Here is a 21558-nt window from a genome sequence, read left to right as displayed (position 1 = left end):
GATAGAAAAATTAGAGTTAGAAATTGAGACATTGGAAGCAGACGTAGCCGCCCCTGACTTTTACAATCAGTCCTCAAATGTTACTACTACAGTGCTAGCGAAACTAGAATCTGTTCAACAAGCGCTAAATCACGCCTATGAACGTTGGGCAGAACTTGAAAGTTTAGTTAACTGATAGTGTAGCCAAGATATGGAGCAATAGATGAGTATCACTTATTTATTTAAGTTTATTGAAAACGGTACAGAGTTACGTATTGAGACTGCCGCGGCCGAAGAGATCAAAGTAGAGCGTATACCTGTAGACCCTGCGCCGTGGACAAAGTTGGAGTATTGCCAGTGTACAAACTGCCCATTGGATCGCACTCAAATTGAGCGATGTCCCGCGGCTTTAGATATTCAGCCAATTGTTGAAGACTTTCGCAAGTTGCCAGGATTCACGAAAGTTGAAGTCTCAGTAATAACCAGTAATCGTGAGTATCACAAAACAACTGGCTTAGAAGAAGGTTTGCGGTCTTTAATGGGCTTGGTTATGGCAAATAGTGCTTGTCCGATCTTAAAAAATTTAAAGCCTATGGCCTTTACCCACTTACCATTCGCAAGCCAAGAAGAGTTTATTGTTCGTAGTGTAGGAACCTACTTATTACGACAGTATTACAATATGAAAGATCACGAAGAAGCTGATTGGAATTTAGATGGGCTCGTGTCTTTGAATCGTGAGCTTCAATTAGTCAATCAGGCGGTTTGGCAGCGTGTGCACTCTGCCTGTGAAGGCGATTCCAATCTTAAAGCTTTGTTAAGCTTTTTTACATTGTCTTCAAGCGTTTCTTATTCTCTAGAATCACAGCTTAAAAAGCTTAAAGGCCGGTTCTTAGATGAAACAGACCCGTTAAAAGAGTTTGAAACACTAACAGGATCAAAACCATAGATGGGCCTGCTCATCGCGGTTTTGGCCATGTTAATGCTAGTCGGTTCGTTTATGTGGATGCGACCATCTGCACGCGATCAATTTCTTGCCAAGTTGCGATTTCAGGCACTTATGTCTGGGTTTCGCATTAGTAGTCTAAAAATACCTAATACCACCGAGTTGGGGCGAATTGATGATAGTAAAGAAATAGTCACAATTTATGTTAAAAACCTTGCTCTGGTAAAAACACCTACCCAGCCTTATACCGTTATCCGCACTACAGGCGAAGCTGGCATTTATTTACCTGAGGGTTGGCAATGGCACGAACGCGTTGGCTTGTCAGAGTCTTTAATGCATAGCATCGCTGCGTTTGTAGATACGTTGCCACTCAGTGTCACTGTCGTCAGTGTCGATATAACTCAAGCCGCCATCTCTTGGGACGAAAAAGACCCCTCAATCACCTTTGAACGCCTATCTAACTGGCTCACAGCAGCCGCTAAGCTCATTAATAGAAAAATTCACGGCGAATAATTCTTATTCAACTATCCTATTCAAACAGTTGACTTAACGCATTGTTGGGGTATTGTGTGATTTAAATCAAACAGTCGTTTGAAACTTGCGTTTGATTTCGTCGCGGAGTGTCATTCTAATCTCTAAAAATTAGCGATTGATGCATGAAAGTTGAAAATAAGCGATAACCTAATTCGCAACCAAACAAAGATAAATGGAGACAGTTCATGATCTACCAAGGCAATAGTATTTCCGTTAAAGAGCGTGACGGTGGTCTTGCTGAGCTGGTGTTTGACCTTAAGAATGAATCGGTCAATAAGTTCGATAAAGCCACTCTCACCGAACTCAACGAAGCAACCTTAGCAATTGCAAACTCTACTGCTAAAGGCGTCTTAGTTAGCAGTGCTAAAGATAGTTTCATTGTTGGTGCTGATATCACAGAATTTCTTCAGTGGTTTGAGCAAACAGAGGACGAAGTTGTCGCAACTGTATTGCAAGCTAATGAGATATTCAGTCGTTTTGAAGATTTAACCATTCCTACCGTTGTCGCAATAAATGGTATTGCACTCGGTGGCGGTATGGAAATGTGCTTGGCTTGTGATTATCGAGTAATGTCTTCAGCAGCGAAAGTCGGTTTACCGGAAGTTAAATTAGGTCTTTATCCTGGTTTTGGCGGTACTGTTCGCTTATCTCGTGTCATTGGTGCCGATAATGCAATTGACTGGATTGCCGGTGGATCTGAAAAACGCGCAGACGCAGCATTAAAAGACGGCGCAGTCGATGCCGTATTTGAACCTGCTCAGTTACAAGAAGAAGCATTCAAGTTATTGCAACGTATTGTTTCTGGCGAGCTTGACTTCGAAAATCGTAAGAAAGCGAAGAAGGGCAAATTGACCTTAAACGCCATTGAATCAATGATGGTTTTTGAAACAGCAAAAGGTTTTGTTGCCGGTAAAGCAGGCAAGCATTACCCAGCGCCTGTTGATGCTATTAAAACAATCCAAAAACATGCAAATTTCGATCGCGATCAAGCCTTAGCGATTGAAGCCAAAGGTTTTGCGAAATTGGCTAAAACGCCTGTTGCCCGAAACTTAATTGGTTTGTTTTTAAACGACCAAACGATTAAGAAAATTGCCAAAGATCATGTTGCATTGGCAGGTGATGTTTCTCAAGCGGCTGTATTGGGTGCCGGTATTATGGGTGGCGGTATAGCCTACCAAAGCGCCTATAAAGGCACGCCCATTCTAATGAAAGATATCAACGAAGCTGGTATTCAATTAGGTCTGGATGAAGCAACTAATCTTCTAACAAAAGCCGTTAGCCGTAAGCGTATGGATGTTGCTAAAATGGCACAAACATTAACGCGTATTCGACCAACCTTATCATATGGCGATTTCGGCAATGTAGACGTTGTCGTTGAAGCGGTTGTCGAGAACCCTAAAGTTAAAAAAGCTGTACTAGCGGAAGCAGAAACACACCTTAAAGATGGCGCAGTTTTAGCATCAAACACCTCGACAATCTCTATTACAGAACTTGCAACGGCGCTTAAAAAGCCAGAAGATTTCTGTGGTATGCATTTCTTTAACCCAGTGCACAGAATGCCATTGGTTGAAGTTATTCGCGGCGAGAAAACGTCTGATAAAACAATTGCAACTGTTGTTAAGTACGCACAAAAAATGGGCAAAACTCCAATCGTTGTTAATGATTGCCCAGGCTTCTTAGTTAACCGTATTTTATTCCCGTACTTCGGTGGTTTTGCCATGTTGTTGCGCGACGGTGCTAACTTTGAAAGTGTTGATAAAGTCATGGAGAAGTTTGGTTGGCCAATGGGTCCAGCATACTTGCTAGATGTAGTTGGTATTGATACTGGCGTACATGCACAAGAAGTGATGGCTGCTGGCTTCCCAGATCGTATGGCGCAAGATTTCAGATCTGCAATGGCCGTCATGTTTGAAGAAAATCGTTATGGCCAAAAGAATAACCAAGGTTTCTATAAGTACGAACTTGATAAGAAAGGTAAACAGAAAAAACTTTCTGATGAAGTCGCACATAAATTAGTCGCGGGTGTTGTCGAAACTCAGCAAGAAATGACTGATGAAGATGTTATTAATCGCTTGATGATTCCAATGTGCTTAGAAACAGTGCGTTGTTTAGAAGATAATATTGTGAATACACCTGCTGAAGCTGATATGGGCTTGGTCTATGGTATTGGCTTCCCTCCATTCCGAGGTGGTGCGATTAAATACATTGACGACATGGGTGTGGCTGAGTTCGTAGCATTATGTGATAAGTACAGCTCGCTAGGCAAACTCTATGAGCCAACTGCGAAGCTACGTGAAATGGCAGCCAATAATGAAAAATTCTACGGTTAACGGGAGAGTGAAATAATGAGCTTAAAAGATAATGATGCGGTAATTGTAGATTTCGCTCGAACGCCAATGGGCCGTTCAAAAGGCGGTAGTTTCCGACACACACGCGCTGAAAATTTAAGTGCAGACCTAGTTAACGGGTTGCTTGCACGTAATACAAATTTAAACCCAGCCGATATCGAAGATATTATCTGGGGTTGTGTCAACCAAACTAAAGAGCAAGGTTGGAACGTTGCTCGTATGATGCAGCTTTTGACAGTGATCCCACATACAACCTCGGCGCAAACTGTGTCTCGTTTGTGTGGTTCTTCAATGTCAGCCTTGCATATCGCTACAGCAAATATTCAATCTGATAATGGTGATGTTTATTTGATCGGCGGTGTGGAACATATGGGTCACGTTGACATGATGCACGGTGTTGATCCAAACCCAAGCTTATCTCATAAAGCCGCAAAAGCCGCTGGTATGATGGGTTTGACTGCTGAGCTTCTATCTAAGATGCATGGTATTTCTCGCCAAGCACAGGATGAGTTTGGTTTCCGATCTCATCAGCGTGCTCACCAAGCAACATTAGCTGGCCATTTCGATAATGAAATAATCGCCAGACAAGGGCACGATGCCGCGGGCAATCCTTACATCATTAAGCATGATGAAACGATTCGCCCAGAAACGACCGTTGAAGGTTTAGCATCGTTACGACCTGCATTTGATCCAAAATCAGGTACGGTTACGGCGGGCACTTCTAGTCAAATTACCGATGGCGCATCTGCAATGTTGGTAATGTCTGCTAAGAAAGCTAAAGAATTAGGCCTTAAGCCGCGCGCTGTCGTCCGTTCTATGGGCTTGGCGGGTGTTGACCCGTCTATCATGGGTTACGGTCCAGTACCGGCGACTCAGAAGGCTTTAAAGAAACTAGGCATGACAATCAACGATATAGATTATATTGAGTTGAACGAAGCCTTTGCAGCGCAAGCGTTGCCAGTGCTGAAAGATCTAAAGTTAATGGATCGCATGGATGATCGTGTCAACATACATGGCGGCGCCATTGCACTTGGGCACCCATTTGGTTGTTCTGGTGCGCGTATTACCGGTACTTTGTTAAATGTTCTTGAGCAAAAAGATGCGCAGTTTGGTTTATCGACCATGTGTATCGGGCTAGGGCAAGGTATTAGTACGGTTATTGAACGAGTTTAAGCGTTAAGTAAATTTAGAAACCACTCACTTGAGTGGTTTTTTTGCTTCTTGATTATTTATCTTTGGTCATTTCTTCATCGGCATGGGTGACATAAAGGCCTGATATTTCTTTAGATATACGTTTGATTTCATTGTTTTTATTCGGAATATCCACATCAGACTTATGTAAGATGTCTTTCGCGTGTTTGTAAAAATTTGCTGCCATGCCAAGATTATTTAGAGCTTTTGCTTCTTCAGCTTGGCGTACATACGCATTAAACTCTAACATTATGGAGTTGAGTAAGAGTCGATTACGATGTTGATTGAATGAAATTTCATCAATATCGCCTTTCTGGTAAAAGTCTCTGATGAGTTTCAGTGTTTGCGAAAAGTGGCGTTTAACTAAGAAGATTTGCCGATCTGTGCCTGGTATTTCTGGTTCGAGAGGTTCTTCAGTAAGTGCTATGATTTTTGGTCGAATTTTAAGCAGTGATTCTTTTTCTTCGAGTAAATCGGGTGAGTTTGGTATCAAGGTTAAGCCTTCAGAAATATCTTTTTCCATGCGATTTACTAGATTGTAAAGTAAATTTACATCGCGATCGTAAAGCAATAATGTTTGTAAAAGCTCGTCTATATCGGCTAATTCACTGCGAATTTCTCGAATCCGATTGCGTCTTTTTTGCAATTCTAATTCTTTATTCGTCGCTTTTTTTGCCATATACAGAGCACCAACCATGATGCAAGTTAGCAATAATAGTGCGATAAATCCCCAAAATGACATAGATTTCCCTTGAATTTGCATTGTTACTTGACGTGAAATTTTAATCAGTTATAACCTTCGCCGCTTGCGGAAAGTGTAAACCTGAGTTACTTATATAAAAAGAACACATTAGCGGAATTATAGCGCATGGGAAAATCTCTGGTCATAGTGGAATCGCCTGCGAAGGCTAAGACCATAAATAAATATCTAGGTCCTGACTTTATTGTGAAGTCATCAGTCGGACATATTCGTGATCTACCGACCAGCGGTCAAGGCAAGCCGGTAGATCCAAAAGCTCGTGCTGCACAGGCTGCAAAGACGCGTAAAATGTCGCCTGAAGATAAAGCCGTCTATAAAAAGACGAAAGCGCAGGAGCAATTAGTCAATCGAATGGGCATCGACCCTAAAAATGATTGGGCTGCAAATTATCAAATTTTGCCGGGCAAAGAAAAAGTGGTTGATGAACTGCGCCGAATTGCCAAAGATGCCGATTGTATCTATCTCGCGACCGATTTGGACCGCGAGGGGGAAGCAATTGCTTGGCATTTACAAGAAGCTATAGGCCAGGCGCCTGAGAAGTATAAGCGAGTCGTTTTTAACGAAATTACGAAAAAGGCTATTAATGAGGCTTTCGAAAAGCCTGGTGAATTAGACATTGATCGAGTAAATGCCCAGCAAGCGCGTCGCTTCCTCGACCGTGTTGTTGGCTTTATGGTATCGCCTTTATTATGGGCTAAAGTCGCTCGTGGCTTGAGCGCTGGCCGTGTTCAATCTGTTGCCGTTAGACTCATTGTGTCGCGCGAACAAGAAATTCGTAAGTTTATTCCAGAAGAGTTTTGGGATTTACATGCACAGTTAGGTACCTCATTGGGAGACGTTCGCTTCGAAGTGACGAAGTATCTTGATGAAAAGTATCGCCCTGTTAACGAAGCGCAATCAACAGAGCATGTTGAGCGCCTTGGGCAACAAGCCTTTACCATTACCAAGCGTGAAGACAAGCCTACGTCTTCTAAGCCTGCTGCACCGTTTATTACGTCTACATTGCAACAGGCAGCAAGTACCCGACTAGGTTTTAGTGTTAAGAAAACCATGATGATGGCTCAGCGTTTGTATGAAGCCGGTCATATTACTTACATGCGTACCGATTCAACTAATTTAAGTGCAGAAGCGGTTGAATCTGCACGTGAATTTATTGGAAAGGAGTTCGGCGAGAAATATTTGCCTGAGTCCGCCATTGTTTATGGTAGCCGAGAAGGCGCACAAGAGGCGCACGAAGCAATCCGGCCCTCGAGTGTAACTCGCATGAGTTCATCGCTTACAGAGTTAGAGCGGGACGCACAGCGGCTTTATGAATTGATTTGGCAGAGATTCGTTGCCTGTCAGATGACGCCAGCCAAATATAAAAGCTCAAATCTATTTGTTGAAACTGGCGGCTATGAATTAAAAGCCAAAGGTCGTGTGTTGGTTTTTGATGGCTTTACACGAGTTATGAGAGGCGGGCAAACGCGTGACGATATTATTGAACTTCCTGATCTCAAAGAAAATGAAACCCTTGATTTAAAAGCGCTTGAACCAAAACAACATTTTACCAAACCAGTTGCTCGATTTACTGAAGCGTCTCTTGTCAAAGAGCTAGAAAAACTCGGTATTGGGCGACCATCAACTTATGCCTCGATTATTTCTACAATTCAAGATCGGGGGTACGCTCGCTTAGAAAGTCGCCGTTTTTACGCTGAAAAAATGGGTGATATTGTCACTGATCGTTTAACTCATTCTTTTTCAGAGTTAATGCAATATGAGTTCACGGCGCAGTTTGAAGAGTATTTGGACGAAATTGCCACGGGTAATAAAAATTGGAAAACCGTCCTAAATGAGTTTTATCAGCGCTTTACAGACCAACTAGCCAAAGCTGAAGCGGATGAAAGTGAAGGTGGGATGGTCTCAAATGAACCCACCTTAACCGATATTGCTTGCCCGAAATGTGCTCGACCTATGATGGTACGCAATGGCTCTACGGGGGTTTTCCTGGGTTGTTCAGGATACAGCTTGCCGCCAAAAGAACGCTGTAAAGGCACGCTTAATTTGTTGCCCGGTGAAGAAGCTATATCAGCAGACGACGATGACGAAGCCGAAGTAAATCAGCTGCGCCAAAAAGAGCGTTGTAATATCTGCGGTACAGCTATGGATAGCTATTTGATCGATGAAACACGCAAACTGCATATTTGTGGTAACAACCCAAGCTGTTCTGGGTTTAAAGTTGAAGCGGGCGAATTCAAAATCAAAGGCTACGAAGGCCCAGTTTTGGAATGCGACAAATGCGGTAACGAAATGCAGCTAAAAAGTGGTCGTTTTGGTAAGTACTTCGGCTGTACCAATGAAGAATGTAAAAATACACGGAAACTTCTGCGTAGTGGCGAAGCTGCGCCACCTAAAATGGATCCAATTCCCACGCCTGAACTGCAATGCGTAAAAGTTGAAGATACTTATGTCTTGCGCGATGGCGCGGCAGGGATGTTTTTGGCCGCCAGCCAGTTCCCGAAAAACCGTGAGACTCGACCGCCGTTGGTAGCAGAAATTGTACCGCATAAGGCTGAGTTGCCAGAGAAGTATCACTATTTATGTGACGCGCCTTTAGCGGATGGAGATGGCAACCCTTCGGTTATCCGTTTCAGTCGCAAAACTAAAGAACAGTATGTGATGAGCGAGGTCGATGGTAAGGCGACGGGTTGGGCAGCTTACTTTGACGGTGGTAAATGGACCGTTCAAGAAAAAGCCAAGGCAAAACCAAAAGCCAAAGCTAAGGCGAAACCCAAAGCCAAGGCTAAAGTAAAAGCAGCGCCTAAGAAGCCAAAAGCGCCTGCTAAAGACTGAAGATCGCGTTAAACCGATAGAGAGTTAGCTTCGGCCATTAAAAACCCCGATCTATAGCGGATATAGGTTGGGTTTTTTTTCGCCATTTGATTTGTGCTTGAAAGGTTCTAGTCGTTTTTTATGGGCTAAAAGCGAGGATAGATTAGATAGGCCTCTCAATAGTTTCGGCCATAAGCCGAATTAGAGAGCAGGGTAATATTTCTAAACGTGATACTAAGTATGTTGATGGCATTATAATAAAAGATGAAAAAAAACCGACTTTCGCCGGTTTCTATATAACGCTTAGTCTAAATCGCGTACTGTTTCGCCTGTATAAAGCTGACGAGGGCGGCCGATTCTATAGGGGCCTGAAATCATTTCTTTCCAATGTGCGATCCAACCAGGAGTACGGCCTACAGCAAATAATACTGTAAACATTTCGGTTGGAATGCCTAAGGCTTTAAAAATAATACCCGAGTAAAAATCGACGTTTGGATATAGTTTCTTTTCAACGAAGTAAGGATCTTCTAATGCAATTGCTTCTAAACGTTTGGCAATTTTCAATAGTGGATCGTTTTCCATGCCTAATTCTGCTAGTACATCATCGCAGGCCTTCTTCATAACACGTGCGCGTGGGTCAAAGTTCTTATAAACACGGTGACCAAACCCCATTAGACGGAAAGGGTCATTCTTGTCTTTAGCCCGAGCAATGAATTCATCGATATTAGATTCATCGCCGATTTCAGCTAACATATTTAAAACGGCTTCGTTTGCACCACCATGAGCAGGCCCCCACAATGCTGCTATACCTGAAGCAATACATGCGAATGGGTTCGCGCCAGATGAGCCTGCGAGACGTACTGTAGAAGTAGAAGCGTTTTGTTCGTGGTCTGCATGTAGGATGAATATCTTATCCATAGCGCGAGCCAAAACAGGATTAACTACATAGTCTTCACATGGGTTACTGAACATCATGTGTAAAAAGTTACCGCCGTAAGTTAGGTCATTGCGTGGGTATGTGAAGGGTTGGCCGATTGAATATTTATAAGCCATTGCAGCAAGCGTTGGCATTTTAGATATTAGGCGATGTGCGGCAACTTCGCGATGCTTCTCATTAGTGATGTCTAGGGAATCGTGATAGAAAGACGCTAATGCGCCGACTACACCAACCATAACTGCCATGGGGTGGGAGTCGCGACGGAAGCCCGTAAAGAAATCATGTAGCTGCTCATGAACCATGGTGTGGTGCATAATTACGTTTTCAAACTTGGCTTTTTCTTCAGGGTTAGGCAGTTCCCCATGCAAAAGTAAGAAGCAAACATCTAAGTAAGCTGTTTTTTCAGCGAGTTGCTCGATAGGGTAACCGCGATGTAGTAGAAGACCCTTGTCTCCGTCAATAAAGGTGATTTCTGATTCACACGATGCGGTAGACATGAAGCCTGGATCATAGGTGAACAGGCCATTTGCAGCTAAAGAACGGACGTCGATAACGTCTGGACCTAATGTGCCCGAATAAATCGGTAGTTCAATAGGGTCTTGTCCTTCAATGACCAGCTTGGCAATTTTGTCAGCCATGAGGTCTCCTCTCTTAGGTAGTTTATAGGCTTAGGAAGCGTTGAAAATATAGGGTTAACAAGGTGCCGCCAAGTTTAGGTTTGTATTTTGAGCGGCACTAAATTGCGCATTACTATAGAGTTTTACAATCGAAAGTCAATTTGGTCTTTAGTACCATATTGTTCATAAAGTTCATCATAATACCAATAGACGATGATCTAAAGGTGAAAAATAGTCTAGAGTAGGGGTGTGTGACTAGTATTTGAGCAGGCCATCGAGTTCATTAGGCTATATAGCTGTTTTTCTTAAAAACTAATGTTAATTAAAGGCTGTAAACGTTTGTAATTCGTAAGTTGGCTATCTATAATCATGCCGCTTTTGAATTCGAATGGCTATTTCGAGTTCTAGTCCACCAACTCCCCTCTTTATAGGGGCCGCATAAGAAAAAACATGAGACTACTGCCGTGAAAAATAATCGTCCCGTCAACCTCGATTTATCGAAGTTCCGATTTCCGGTGACCGCGTTAGCGTCTATTACGCATCGTGTAGCTGGAGTCATTCTATTTGTAGCCATAGGCTTTGTGCTGTGGGCACTCACGAAGAGTCTTGAATCTAAAGTTGGGTTTGAGCAAGTGTCGCAGATTATGACGCATCCATTAGCGAAATTTATTACTTGGGGAATATTGTCTGCAATTGCGTACCATTTCATCGCAGGCATTAAACACTTATGTATGGATGCCGGTTATTTCGAGTCGTTCGAAACTGGACCGATTGCATCGAAAGTCGTATTTGCGCTAGCCGCTGTAACCATTATTTTGTTGGGGGTTTGGGTATGGTAACAAGTATTACAAGTTTATCGCGAAGTGGCCTATTAGATTGGTTGATGCAACGCGTATCAGCCGTTGTGCTAGCTTCCTATACCGTTTTTTTGTTCGGTTATTTTTTATTCGCCTCAGAAGTAACTTATGAAACTTGGCAAGCATTGTTTGCTAATTTTTGGGTTAAGATTTTCACTTTAGCAACGTTGTTGTCGTTAGTGGGGCACATTTGGGTTGGTATGTGGACGATTGCAACAGATTACGTCAAAAACGCTTGGGCGCGGTTTTTAGTACTTTCTGTTATCGCTCTCACTAACTTTATTTATTTTGTCGTCGGTTTTTCTGCGGTTTGGGGTGTATAAGAAATGGCAACTATTAAAACAATGACCTATGACGCCATCGTAATTGGTGGTGGTGGTGCTGGTATGCGAGCAGCATTGCAGTTAGCGGAATCAGGTTTGAATACGGCAGTCGTATCTAAAGTATTCCCTACACGCTCTCACACCGTATCAGCACAAGGTGGTATTACTTGTGCGATTGCAAGTGAAGATCCTAATGATGATTGGCGCTGGCATATGTACGATACCGTAAAAGGGTCGGATTATATTGGCGATCAGGATGCCATTGAATATATGTGTTCAGTGGGTCCGCAGGCTGTTTTTGAATTAGATCACATGGGCTTGCCTTTCTCGCGAACTGAATCAGGACGTATTTATCAGCGTCCTTTCGGTGGTCAGTCTAAAGGTCCAGAAAACCCAACTCAGGCATCACGTACTTGCGCAGCTGCCGACCGCACGGGTCACGCTCTTTTGCACACCTTGTATCAAGGTAATCTAAAAGCAGGCACAAGCTTTTTAAACGAGTGGTATGCAGTTGACCTTGTGAAAAACGCCCAAGGCGCAGTAGTGGGTGTTATCGCCATTGAAATTGAAACTGGCGATATCGTACATATTCGTGCAAAAGCAACAGTATTAGCAACAGGTGGGGCCGGGCGTATCTATGCCTCAACAACCAACGCACTTATTAATACCGGCGATGGAATTGGTATGGCGTTGCGTGCAGGTTTCCCTGTGCAAGATATGGAAATGTGGCAGTTCCACCCAACCGGTATTTATGGTGCTGGAACATTGGTGACAGAAGGTTGCCGCGGTGAAGGTGGTTACTTAGTCAATAAAGATGGCGAGCGTTTCATGGAACGTTATGCGCCAAACGCAAAAGATTTAGCCGGTCGTGACGTTGTGGCACGCTCAATGGTTATGGAAATTCTAGAAGGTCGCGGGGGCGGTCCAGAAAACGATCACGTGTTCTTGAAATTAGATCACCTAGGTGAAGAACTGTTGCAATCAAGACTTCCAGGTATTATGGAGTTGTCTAAGACCTTTGCACACGTAGATCCAGCTAAAGACCCTATCCCCGTTGTACCTACGTGTCATTATATGATGGGCGGTATTCCGACCAATATTGGTGGCCAAGCGATTATGCGTGATGGGCACGGCAAAGATGTTATTGTCGAAGGCTTGTATGCCTGCGGTGAAGCAGCTTGTGTATCTGTGCATGGCGCCAACCGCTTAGGTGGTAACTCGCTATTAGACTTAGTTGTATTTGGTCGCGCAGCGGGTATTCAAATCGAAGAATCATTACGTCAAGGTTTCAGTAGCGACCCCGCCTCTGAGTCTGATGTAGAACAAGCGATGTCTCGTTTAACGGCACTTGATTCACGTAAGACCGGTGAAAATGTAGACCAAGTTAAGAAAGATCTACAAAATACCATGCAATTGCATTTTGGTGTGTTCCGTGAAGGCGATAAAATGGCAGAAGGCCGCAAGAAGCTTATCGAAATTCGTGAGCGGGTAGAAAATGTCGTTTTGGCAGACCGTTCAAATGCCTTTAACACGGCACGAATTGAAGCACTTGAGCTGTCTAACTTAATGGAAGTTGCTGAAGCAACCGCTATTTCTGCCGATACGCGTACAGAAAGCCGTGGTGCACATGCTCGTTATGATTTTGAAAATCGAGATGATGAAAATTGGTTGTGCCACTCATTGTTCAACCCTATTGATAAGTCAGTGGGCAAGCGCGATGTTAACTTTACCCCTAAAACGGTTGAAACATTCCAACCTAAAATCCGCACGTACTAGGAGTTTGTGAGATGAAAGTAAGTATCTATCGATTCAACCCAGATACGGACAAGCGGCCTTATATGCAGGATTTCGAAGTTGAAATCCCAAAGGGTAAAGACTTAATGGTGTTGGATGTATTGCATCTAGTAAAAGAAAAAGACGCGACCGTCTCATATCGTCGCTCTTGTCGCGAGGGTGTATGTGGTTCTGATGGTATGAACATCAACGGAACCAACGGGTTAGCTTGTATTACCGCATTGTCTGATGTAGGTGGCGAAAGCAAAACACTTGTTTTGCGACCTCTACCAGGTTTGCCAGTTATCCGTGATTTGGTTATTGATATGAGTACTTTCTATAAGCAGTATGAGAAAGTACAACCATTCTTGATCAATGATACGCCTCCGCCAGCAATCGAGCGGTTGCAAACGCAGGAAGAGCGTGAAAAGCTAGATGGCTTATATGAATGTATATTATGTGCTTGTTGTTCTACAGCATGCCCATCATTCTGGTGGAATCCCGACAAATTTATCGGGCCTTCTGGCTTGCTGCAGGCGTATCGCTTTTTAGTAGATAGCCGTGATACTGCAACAGAAGAACGATTGTCGCAGTTGGATGACCCATTTAGTGTCTTCCGTTGCCGTGGCATTATGAACTGTGTGACAGTTTGTCCTAAAGGATTAAACCCAACACGAGCAATTGGCCATATACGGTCTATGCTATTAAGTAGCGCAACTTAAATTAAGCAAAGAAGGCAGTTTCGACTGCCTTTTCGCTGTGTCTTTGTTGTTTTGGGTTAGTAGTATAATTTCTGCTAACACTTTATTAAGTTTGAACATATAGGGTTCACTAATGCAAAACGCCTCAATGGAAGAACTCTGGTTGTCTTCTCATTTTTCAGGTGGCAACCAAACCTATCTTGATGAAATGTTTGAAGCCTACTTGGCTGACCCCAACTCTGTCCCAGAGCAATGGCGCTCGGTTTTCGACAAACTCCCAAATATTAATGATGAAGTAACCACTGATACGCCACATCAGCCGGTTCGCGATCACTTTTTATTGCTAGGGAAAGCGCCAAACTTAGCCGCCGATACCTTAGCGCCATCTATTGTAACTGAACATGAACGCAAGCAAGTTCGTGTACACCAGTTAGCGACTGCATTCCGTTTTCGAGGTCATCAGCAATCTAATCTCGACCCACTGAATTTAGTCGAGCGACCGAGAGTCCCAGATTTAGAGCTTCAGTTTCATGGTTTATCTGATGCTGACTCCGAGACTGTTTATCAGTGCGGAAACTTTTATTTCGGCAAAACTGAAGCACCGTTAAAAGAAATTTTAGAAGCACTCGACAGTACTTATTGTTCATCAGTCGGTGCTGAGTTTACACATATTGTTAATACAGCTGAACGACGTTGGATTGAACAACGTATGGAGTCGGTTCGCTCCAAACCAGAATACAGTGTAGAAGCTAAAAAACATATTTTAGAGCGTTTAAGTGCGGCAGAGGGGATGGAAAAGTTCCTTGGGTCTAAGTATCCAGGCACAAAACGATTCGGCCTTGAAGGTGGTGAAGCCTTTATTCCATTAATGGATGAGTTAATCCAACGTAGTGGCTCTTACGGTGCTAAAGAAGTCGTCATCGGCATGGCACACCGTGGCCGTCTAAATATGTTGGTCAATATCTTAGGTAAGAATCCGGCAGATTTATTCCAAGAATTCGAAGGCAAGTCTTTCTTATCTGAGAGCATGGGCTCTGGTGATGTTAAATATCACCAAGGCTTTTCGTCGAATGTGATGACCTCTGGTGGTGAATTGCATTTAGCGTTAGCTTTTAACCCATCGCATCTTGAAATTGCAGCACCCGTTGTTGAAGGTTCAGTACGTGCGCGTCAAGATCGACGAAAAGATACAGTCGGTACTCAAGTAGTACCTGTGAATATTCACGGTGATGCTGCTTTTGCGGGCCAGGGTGTGGTGATGGAGACATTCCAAATGTCTCAAACTCGCTCCTATGGAACAGGCGGTACCGTTCATATCGTTATCAATAACCAAGTTGGTTTTACCACTTCTAAGCAAGAAGATGCACGTTCAACTGAATACTGCACCGATATTGCTAAAATGGTTCAAGCACCTATTTTCCATGTTAATGGTGACGATCCAGAAGCTGTAGTTTTTGTAACGCAAATGGCGATTGATTACCGACAGCAGTTTAAGCGAGATGTAGTCATAGATTTAGTTTGTTACCGTCGTCGTGGCCACAATGAGGCCGATGAGCCAGCAATGACTCAGCCAGTGATGTATAACGTTATTCGCAAGCATAAAACAACGTTTGAGCTTTATGCCGCCAAGTTAGTTGAATCGGGTGTTGTAACGGACGAGTACGTCAAACAGGTCGCAAATGATTACCGTGATGCCTTAGAAAAAGGTGAGCATGTTGCTAAGGCATTAGTTAAAAAGCCAAACTCTGAGTTGTTTGTAGATTGGACTCCTTATCTAAATCAGCCTGTCGTTGATGATTTTGACTCCAGTATGGATTTAAAAGAGCTTCAAGAGTTAGCGAAGGAAATCAATACCGTTCCTGAAGGCTTCTCAATGCAGAGACAGGTTAATAAGATCATTGATGATCGTATTAAGATGGCCAACGGGGCATTGCCAATTAACTGGGGTTTCGCTGAAACCCTAGCGTATGCGACGATTTTGAAAAACGACCAGCCTGTTCGTATTACCGGACAAGATGTAGGGCGGGGTACTTTCGTGCATCGTCATGCGGTATGGCACAATCAAAAAGATGGCAGTACCTATGTTCCACTAGCGCATTTGTCTGAAGATCAGCCAAAGTTCCAAATCTATGACTCATTTTTGTCAGAAGAAGCTGTGTTAGCGTTTGAGTATGGCTATGCAACGACAATGCCGAATGCATTGGTTGTTTGGGAGGCTCAGTTTGGTGACTTTGCAAACGGTGCTCAAGTAGTAATTGACCAGTTTATTACCTCAGGTGAAAATAAGTGGGGCCGGCTGTGTGGTCTGACTATGTTGTTACCGCATGGCTATGAAGGGCAAGGTCCTGAGCATTCATCTGCACGACTAGAGCGATTTTTACAGTTATGCGCTGAGCAAAACATTCAAGTGATCGCACCGACGACACCAGCGCAAGTGTTCCACATGCTGCGTCGTCAAGCGATTCGAAACTTACGTAAGCCGTTAGTAGTCATGTCTCCGAAAAGCTTGCTTCGTCACAAGGATGCAATTTCCAGCCTTGAAGAGCTTGCCAATGGTAAATTTGAGACGGTCATTAGCGAAGTTAGCCAGCAAATAGACGCTAAAAAGGTTACACGGTTAGTGTTGTGTTCTGGAAAAGTTTATTATGACTTAGTTGATAAACGCGAAAAAGAACAAGCTAATGACGTTGCGATTGTTCGAATTGAGCAGCTGTACCCATTCCCTGAAGATCGTTTATTAGAAGTTATAAAAACGTTCAAAAAGGTGAAAGACGTTGTTTGGTGTCAAGAAGAACCTATGAACCAAGGGGCTTGGTATTCAAGCCAGCATCATATGCGCAAAGCACTCAGTCGCATTGATGAGAAATTGTATCTTCGTTATGCCGGACGCGAAGCTTCTGCTTCTCCTGCAGCTGGATATATGTCGTTGCATTTAGAGCAACTTGAAAAATTCTTAAATGACGCGATTCTGAATATTCAGTAATCGTCAGGTAAAGACTTAAAGGATTCTTACATGGCTATTGAAATTAAAGCACCACAATTCCCGGAGTCTGTTGCAGATGGCTCTATCGCAACTTGGCATAAGCAACCTGGCGAACCTGTATCTAGAGATGAGTTACTTGTAGATATAGAAACCGATAAAGTTGTTCTAGAAGTTGTTGCACCCGCAGACGGCACTTTAACGGCTATCACGAAAAATGAAGGTGATACCGTTTTAAGCTTAGAAGTAATCGCCCAGTTTGAAGCTGGTGATGTTTCGGTTGCCGCAGATACTTCTAATCAAGAAACAGTCAGCTCTGCCGCGGTCGTAAATGCCGATGGTGATACACCAATGAGCCCAGCGGCGCGTCGTTTAGCTGATGAAGCTAATTTGACGGCAGATGCTATTAAGGGTACAGGTAAAGGTGGTCGAATTACCAAAGAAGACGTTGTCAACGCCGCGTCTGGATCAGCCCCAGTAGCAGCAAATTCTGCGCCATCTCAAAGCATGCCAGGAATGATTCCTTCTTCTTCAGGTGCCGCCGTTGCTCCAGCCGCTGGCGGTGCGCGATCTGAAAAACGAGTTCCTATGACGCGATTACGAAAGCGAATTGCAGAGCGGTTATTGGAAGCAACTAACGATACAGCGATGTTAACGACGTTTAACGAAGTTAATATGAAGCCTATTATGGAGCTACGCAGTCGCTATAAGGATCAGTTTGAAAAAACTCACAATGGTACGCGTTTAGGCTTTATGTCTTTCTTTGTAAAGGCTGCAACGGAAGCATTAAAGCGTCAGCCAGAAGTGAATGCTTCTATTGACGGAGACGACATCGTTTACCACGGCTACCAAGATATTGGTGTTGCGGTTTCTAGTAATCGCGGACTCGTTGTACCTGTCTTACGAGATACAGATCGCATGAGTCTAGCGGGTGTTGAAAGCACGATTAGAGATTTTGGAACGCGAGCGCAAGCTGGCCAGCTAGGCATCGATGAGATGCAAGGTGGCACTTTTACGATCTCTAACGGTGGAGTCTTTGGTTCTCTTATGTCGACGCCAATTCTGAATCTACCGCAAGCCGCAATTTTAGGAATGCATAAAATTCAAGAGCGCCCTATGGCTGTTAATGGGAAGGTTGAAATTCTTCCAATGATGTATTTGGCGTTGTCTTATGACCATCGCTTAATTGATGGCAAAGAAGCCGTTACATTCTTGGTGGCTATTAAAGACATGCTAGAAGACCCAGCTCGTATTTTGTTAGAGCTGTAATTACTAAATTCATGAAATTTGAGCGGGTAACTCAACCCGCTCGACGTTAATTAGACAATAAGGGTATCTATTACCATGGCAAATCAATTTGAAGTGGTTGTGATCGGATCAGGACCAGCAGGCTATGTTGCAGCAATTAAAGCAGCCCAGTTAGGTAAAAAAACCGCCATTATTGAAAAATGGGTTAAGAAAGACGGCAAAACCACTTGGGGTGGTACTTGCTTAAACGTGGGTTGTATTCCTTCTAAAGCATTGTTGCAATCATCTGAAATGTACGCAGAAGCTAATCACGGGCTAGATATTCATGGTATCGATGTAAAATCGGTTAAAATGGATGTTTCTAAAATGCTTGCTCGTAAAGATGGTATTGTTGACCAATTAACGACGGGTATTGCTGGATTGCTTAAAGGCAACGGTGTAACTACCTTAGAAGGTAAGGGTGAGTTAAAAGCCAACAAGATGGTTGATGTGACTAAGAACGATGGTTCGGTCGAAACTATCCAGGCTGAAAATGTCATCTTAGCCATGGGCTCAGTCCCTGTTGATATCCCACCAACGCCATTAGATGGCTCAGTCATTGTCGACTCAACGGGTGCACTTGAATTCCCTGAAGTACCTAAGCGTTTAGGTGTTATTGGTGCGGGCGTTATTGGCTTAGAGTTAGGTTCTGTTTGGTCTCGTTTAGGATCAGAAGTTGTTGTTTTAGAAGCAATGGAGACCTTCCTTGCAGCAGCAGATAAAGCTATTTCTAAAGACGCATTTAAAACCTTTACTAAACAAGGTTTAGATATTCGTTTAGGAGCTCGCGTTACGGGTTCTAAAATGAAAGGTAAGAAAGTCGAAGTGACTTTCCAAGATTCAGAAGGCGAAAAGACTGAAGTTTTCGATAAGTTAGTCGTTGCTGTGGGTCGTCGACCGTACACTGAAGGTTGTTTATCAACTGATTGTGGCGTGAAATTAGACGAACGTGGTTTCATCTTTGTCGATGATCAATGTCGTACAACGGTACCTGGCGTTTATGCAATTGGGGATGTTGTTCGTGGTCCAATGCTTGCGCATAAGGGCTCTGAAGAAGGCATCATGGTTGCAGAAATAATTGCTGGTCATAATGCTCAAATGAACTATGACGCTATTCCAAATGTTATTTATACACACCCTGAAATAGCATGGGTTGGTAAAACAGAAGAAGAGCTTAAAGCAGACGGCGTCGAGTATAAATCGGGTGCTTTCCCATTCGCTGCCATTGGTCGAGCTCAAGCGGCTAATGCGACAGATGGACAAGTTAAGATTTTAGCTGATGCTAAAACAGACCGCGTTCTTGGCATGCATATCTTTGGTATGAATGCATCTGAAATGGTTGCTCAAGGTGTTATTGCATTAGAGTTTGCCTCAAGTGCAGAAGACCTTCAGTTAACATGTTTTGCACACCCAACGTTATCAGAAGCAGTGCATGAAGCTGCGCTAGCAGTTGATAATATGGCGATTCACAAAGTGAACCGCAAAAAGCGCTAATAATTTAATTAAGAACGGAGAATTATCTCCGTTCTTTCTTTCAACGACAGAGCTAATTTCGAAGAAACTTATAGCAATAAAAAATTCCTCAATTGCTCCTTTAAAAAACGGATAAGATAATGAACCTTCATGAATATCAAGGTAAGCAGCTTTTCAGAGAATACGGTCTTCCGGTTTCTGATGGCTTCGCTTGTGACACCCCGGAAGAGGTAGAAGCAGCGGTCGGTAAAATCCCAGGCAATATGTGGGTTGTTAAAGCTCAGGTTCATGCTGGCGGTCGTGGTAAGGCTGGCGGTGTTAAGCTAGTTAAGTCTGCGCAAGAAGCTAAAGAATTTGCAGCTCATTGGTTAGGTAAAAACTTGGTTACTTTTCAAACGGATGAAAAAGGCCAGCCAGTCAGCAAGATATTAGTAGAATCTTGTACAGACATAGCAAACGAACTGTACTTAGGTGCGGTTGTTGACCGCGCAACTCGTCGTATCGTATTTATGGCATCTACAGAAGGCGGTGTTGAAATTGAAACCGTCGCTGAAGAAACACCAGAAAAAATCTTGAAAGCAGAAATCGACCCTATGGTTGGTGCTCAACCTTTCCAAGCGCGCGATATCGCTTTTCAGCTTGGCCTAACAGGCGTTCAAGTTAAACAATTTACTCATATCTTCTTAGGTTTGGCTAAATTGTTCGAAGAAAAAGATTTAGCGTTGTTAGAAATTAACCCTTTGGTTATTACTGACGAAGGTAATTTACATTGTTTAGATGCCAAAATGGTTGTCGACAGCAATGCGCTTTATCGTCAAAAAGAAATTTTAGCTATGCGCGATCCTTCACAAGAAGATCAGCGTGAAGCAGATGCCGCTGAGTGGGAACTTAACTATGTTGCACTCGATGGTAACATCGGTTGCATGGTAAACGGTGCCGGCCTAGCAATGGGCACAATGGACATCGTAAACCTACATGGTGGTAAGCCAGCTAACTTCCTAGACGTTGGCGGCGGCGCTACTAAAGAGCGCGTTGCAGAAGCATTTAAAATCATCTTGTCTGATGAAAATGTAGCTGCAGTATTTGTTAATATTTTTGGTGGCATCGTTCGTTGTGACATGATTGCTGAAGGTATTATCGGCGCAGTAGAAGAAGTAGGTGTTAAAGTGCCTGTTGTTGTTCGCCTAGAAGGTAACAATGCAGAATTAGGTTCTAAGAAATTAGCAGAAAGCGGCTTGAATATTGTTGCAGCTGGTTCTCTGAAAGAAGGCGCTGAAAAAGTCGTCGCAGCAGCCGGAGGTGCAGCATGAGCGTATTAATTAATAAAGATACTAAGGTAATTTGCCAAGGCTTCACCGGTTCACAAGGTACTTTCCACAGTGAACAAGCTATCGAATATGGTACACAAATGGTCGGCGGTGTTTCTCCTGGTAAGGGTGGAACAACACATTTAGGTTTGCCTGTATTTAACACAGCTCGTGAAGCAGTTGAAGCCACGGGTGCACATGCATCTGTTATTTATGTTCCTGCTCCGTTTTGTAAAGATGCAATCATTGAAGCAGCTGACAGTGGTGTAGAGCTAATTGTCTGCATTACCGAAGGCATTCCAACCATCGACATGCTAGAAGCGAAAGAGTATGTAGATCGCAAAGGCGTTAAGATGATTGGACCAAACTGCCCAGGTGTTATCACACCAGGTGAGTGTAAGATTGGTATTATGCCAGGTCACATTCATTTACCAGGCAAAGTGGGCATTGTTTCACGTTCAGGTACTTTAACCTATGAAGCTGTTAAGCAAACAACAGATCATGGTTTTGGTCAGTCTACTTGTGTTGGTATTGGTGGCGATCCGATTCCGGGTTCTAACTTTATCGATATCTTGAAGTTGTTCCAAGAAGATCCAAAAACTGAAGCGATAGTTATGATTGGCGAAATTGGTGGTACTGCTGAAGAAGAAGCAGCCGCATACATCAAAAAGCATGTAACTAAGCCTGTCGTATCATATATCGCAGGTGTAACTGCTCCTCCAGGTAAGCGTATGGGC

General features: G+C 43.4%; 17 protein-coding genes. 15 read left to right on the top strand and 2 right to left on the bottom strand.

Annotation, left to right across the window (positions count from 1 at the left end; genetic code table 11):
* The first annotated feature begins 1 nt into the window (after position 1).
* The 5 genes from ACI882_RS17455 (at position 2) to fadA (ending at position 4977) form a co-directional block, all read left to right on the top strand.
* Positions 2-175: a hypothetical protein gene (locus tag ACI882_RS17455; RefSeq protein WP_411748576.1), complete on the top strand. Its 174-nt coding sequence runs from the start codon at positions 2-4 to the stop codon at positions 173-175.
* Positions 176-202: 27 nt separating this feature from the next.
* Positions 203-925, top strand: a complete 723-nt coding sequence (locus ACI882_RS17450; RefSeq protein WP_411744796.1) for a DUF6901 family protein — start codon at positions 203-205, stop codon at positions 923-925.
* Positions 926-1435, top strand: a complete 510-nt coding sequence (locus ACI882_RS17445) for a hypothetical protein (RefSeq protein WP_411744795.1) — start codon at positions 926-928, stop codon at positions 1433-1435. It begins immediately after the preceding gene.
* Between the two features lie 206 nt (positions 1436-1641).
* The gene (gene fadB, locus ACI882_RS17440) at positions 1642-3786 is read left to right on the top strand and encodes a fatty acid oxidation complex subunit alpha FadB (protein ID WP_411747000.1); all 2145 of its coding nucleotides are present in this window, start codon (positions 1642-1644) and stop codon (positions 3784-3786) included.
* A 15-nt stretch (positions 3787-3801) separates the two neighbouring features.
* Entirely contained in the window at positions 3802-4977 is a 1176-nt protein-coding gene (gene fadA / locus ACI882_RS17435; protein ID WP_411744292.1) for an acetyl-CoA C-acyltransferase FadA, read from the top strand.
* Between the two features lie 52 nt (positions 4978-5029).
* Here the strand turns inward: fadA and ACI882_RS17430 are convergent, their stop codons facing one another.
* Positions 5030-5737: a hypothetical protein gene (locus tag ACI882_RS17430; protein ID WP_411744293.1), complete on the bottom strand. Its 708-nt coding sequence runs from the start codon at positions 5735-5737 to the stop codon at positions 5030-5032.
* Positions 5738-5863: 126 nt separating this feature from the next.
* Here ACI882_RS17430 and topA point away from each other — a divergent pair, with 126 nt between their 5' ends.
* Entirely contained in the window at positions 5864-8587 is a 2724-nt protein-coding gene (gene topA / locus ACI882_RS17425) for a type I DNA topoisomerase (protein WP_411744294.1), read from the top strand.
* A 282-nt stretch (positions 8588-8869) separates the two neighbouring features.
* Here topA and gltA read toward each other — a convergent pair whose 3' ends face one another.
* Entirely contained in the window at positions 8870-10141 is a 1272-nt protein-coding gene (gene gltA, locus ACI882_RS17420) for a citrate synthase (RefSeq protein ID WP_411744295.1), read from the bottom strand.
* Between the two features lie 443 nt (positions 10142-10584).
* Here gltA and sdhC point away from each other — a divergent pair, with 443 nt between their 5' ends.
* The 9 genes from sdhC to sucD all read left to right on the top strand — a co-directional run.
* Positions 10585-10959: a succinate dehydrogenase, cytochrome b556 subunit gene (sdhC, locus tag ACI882_RS17415; RefSeq protein ID WP_411744296.1), complete on the top strand. Its 375-nt coding sequence runs from the start codon at positions 10585-10587 to the stop codon at positions 10957-10959.
* Complete coding sequence (sdhD, locus tag ACI882_RS17410) at positions 10953-11300, top strand: succinate dehydrogenase, hydrophobic membrane anchor protein (protein ID WP_411744297.1); 348 nt, start codon at positions 10953-10955, stop codon at positions 11298-11300. The genes sdhC and sdhD overlap by 7 nt, the downstream gene beginning before the upstream one ends.
* A gap of 3 nt (positions 11301-11303) precedes the next feature.
* Positions 11304-13076, top strand: coding sequence for a succinate dehydrogenase flavoprotein subunit (sdhA, locus tag ACI882_RS17405; RefSeq protein WP_411744298.1), 1773 nt, complete (start codon positions 11304-11306; stop codon positions 13074-13076).
* Positions 13077-13087: 11 nt separating this feature from the next.
* On the top strand, positions 13088-13795 hold the full coding sequence (locus ACI882_RS17400) for a succinate dehydrogenase iron-sulfur subunit (RefSeq protein WP_411744299.1): 708 nt from the start codon (positions 13088-13090) through the stop codon (positions 13793-13795).
* 112 nt (positions 13796-13907) lie between these two features.
* Positions 13908-16757, top strand: a complete 2850-nt coding sequence (locus ACI882_RS17395) for a 2-oxoglutarate dehydrogenase E1 component (protein WP_411744300.1) — start codon at positions 13908-13910, stop codon at positions 16755-16757.
* Positions 16758-16787: 30 nt separating this feature from the next.
* Positions 16788-18023, top strand: a complete 1236-nt coding sequence (gene odhB, locus ACI882_RS17390; protein WP_411744301.1) for a 2-oxoglutarate dehydrogenase complex dihydrolipoyllysine-residue succinyltransferase — start codon at positions 16788-16790, stop codon at positions 18021-18023.
* 75 nt (positions 18024-18098) lie between these two features.
* Positions 18099-19535: a dihydrolipoyl dehydrogenase gene (gene lpdA, locus ACI882_RS17385; protein ID WP_411744302.1), complete on the top strand. Its 1437-nt coding sequence runs from the start codon at positions 18099-18101 to the stop codon at positions 19533-19535.
* A gap of 119 nt (positions 19536-19654) precedes the next feature.
* On the top strand, positions 19655-20824 hold the full coding sequence (gene sucC, locus ACI882_RS17380) for an ADP-forming succinate--CoA ligase subunit beta (RefSeq protein WP_411744303.1): 1170 nt from the start codon (positions 19655-19657) through the stop codon (positions 20822-20824).
* Positions 20821-21558 (top strand): succinate--CoA ligase subunit alpha (gene sucD / locus ACI882_RS17375; protein WP_411748575.1); only part of this gene is annotated, 738 nt, incomplete at its 3' end. The genes sucC and sucD, both read left to right, overlap by 4 nt.

This window comes from Reinekea sp. (assembly GCF_046710285.1).
Taxonomy (GTDB): Bacteria; Pseudomonadota; Gammaproteobacteria; order Pseudomonadales; family Natronospirillaceae; genus Reinekea.
The sequence above is the reverse complement of the archived record's forward strand: the minus strand, read 5'-3'. Positions and strand labels throughout refer to the sequence as shown.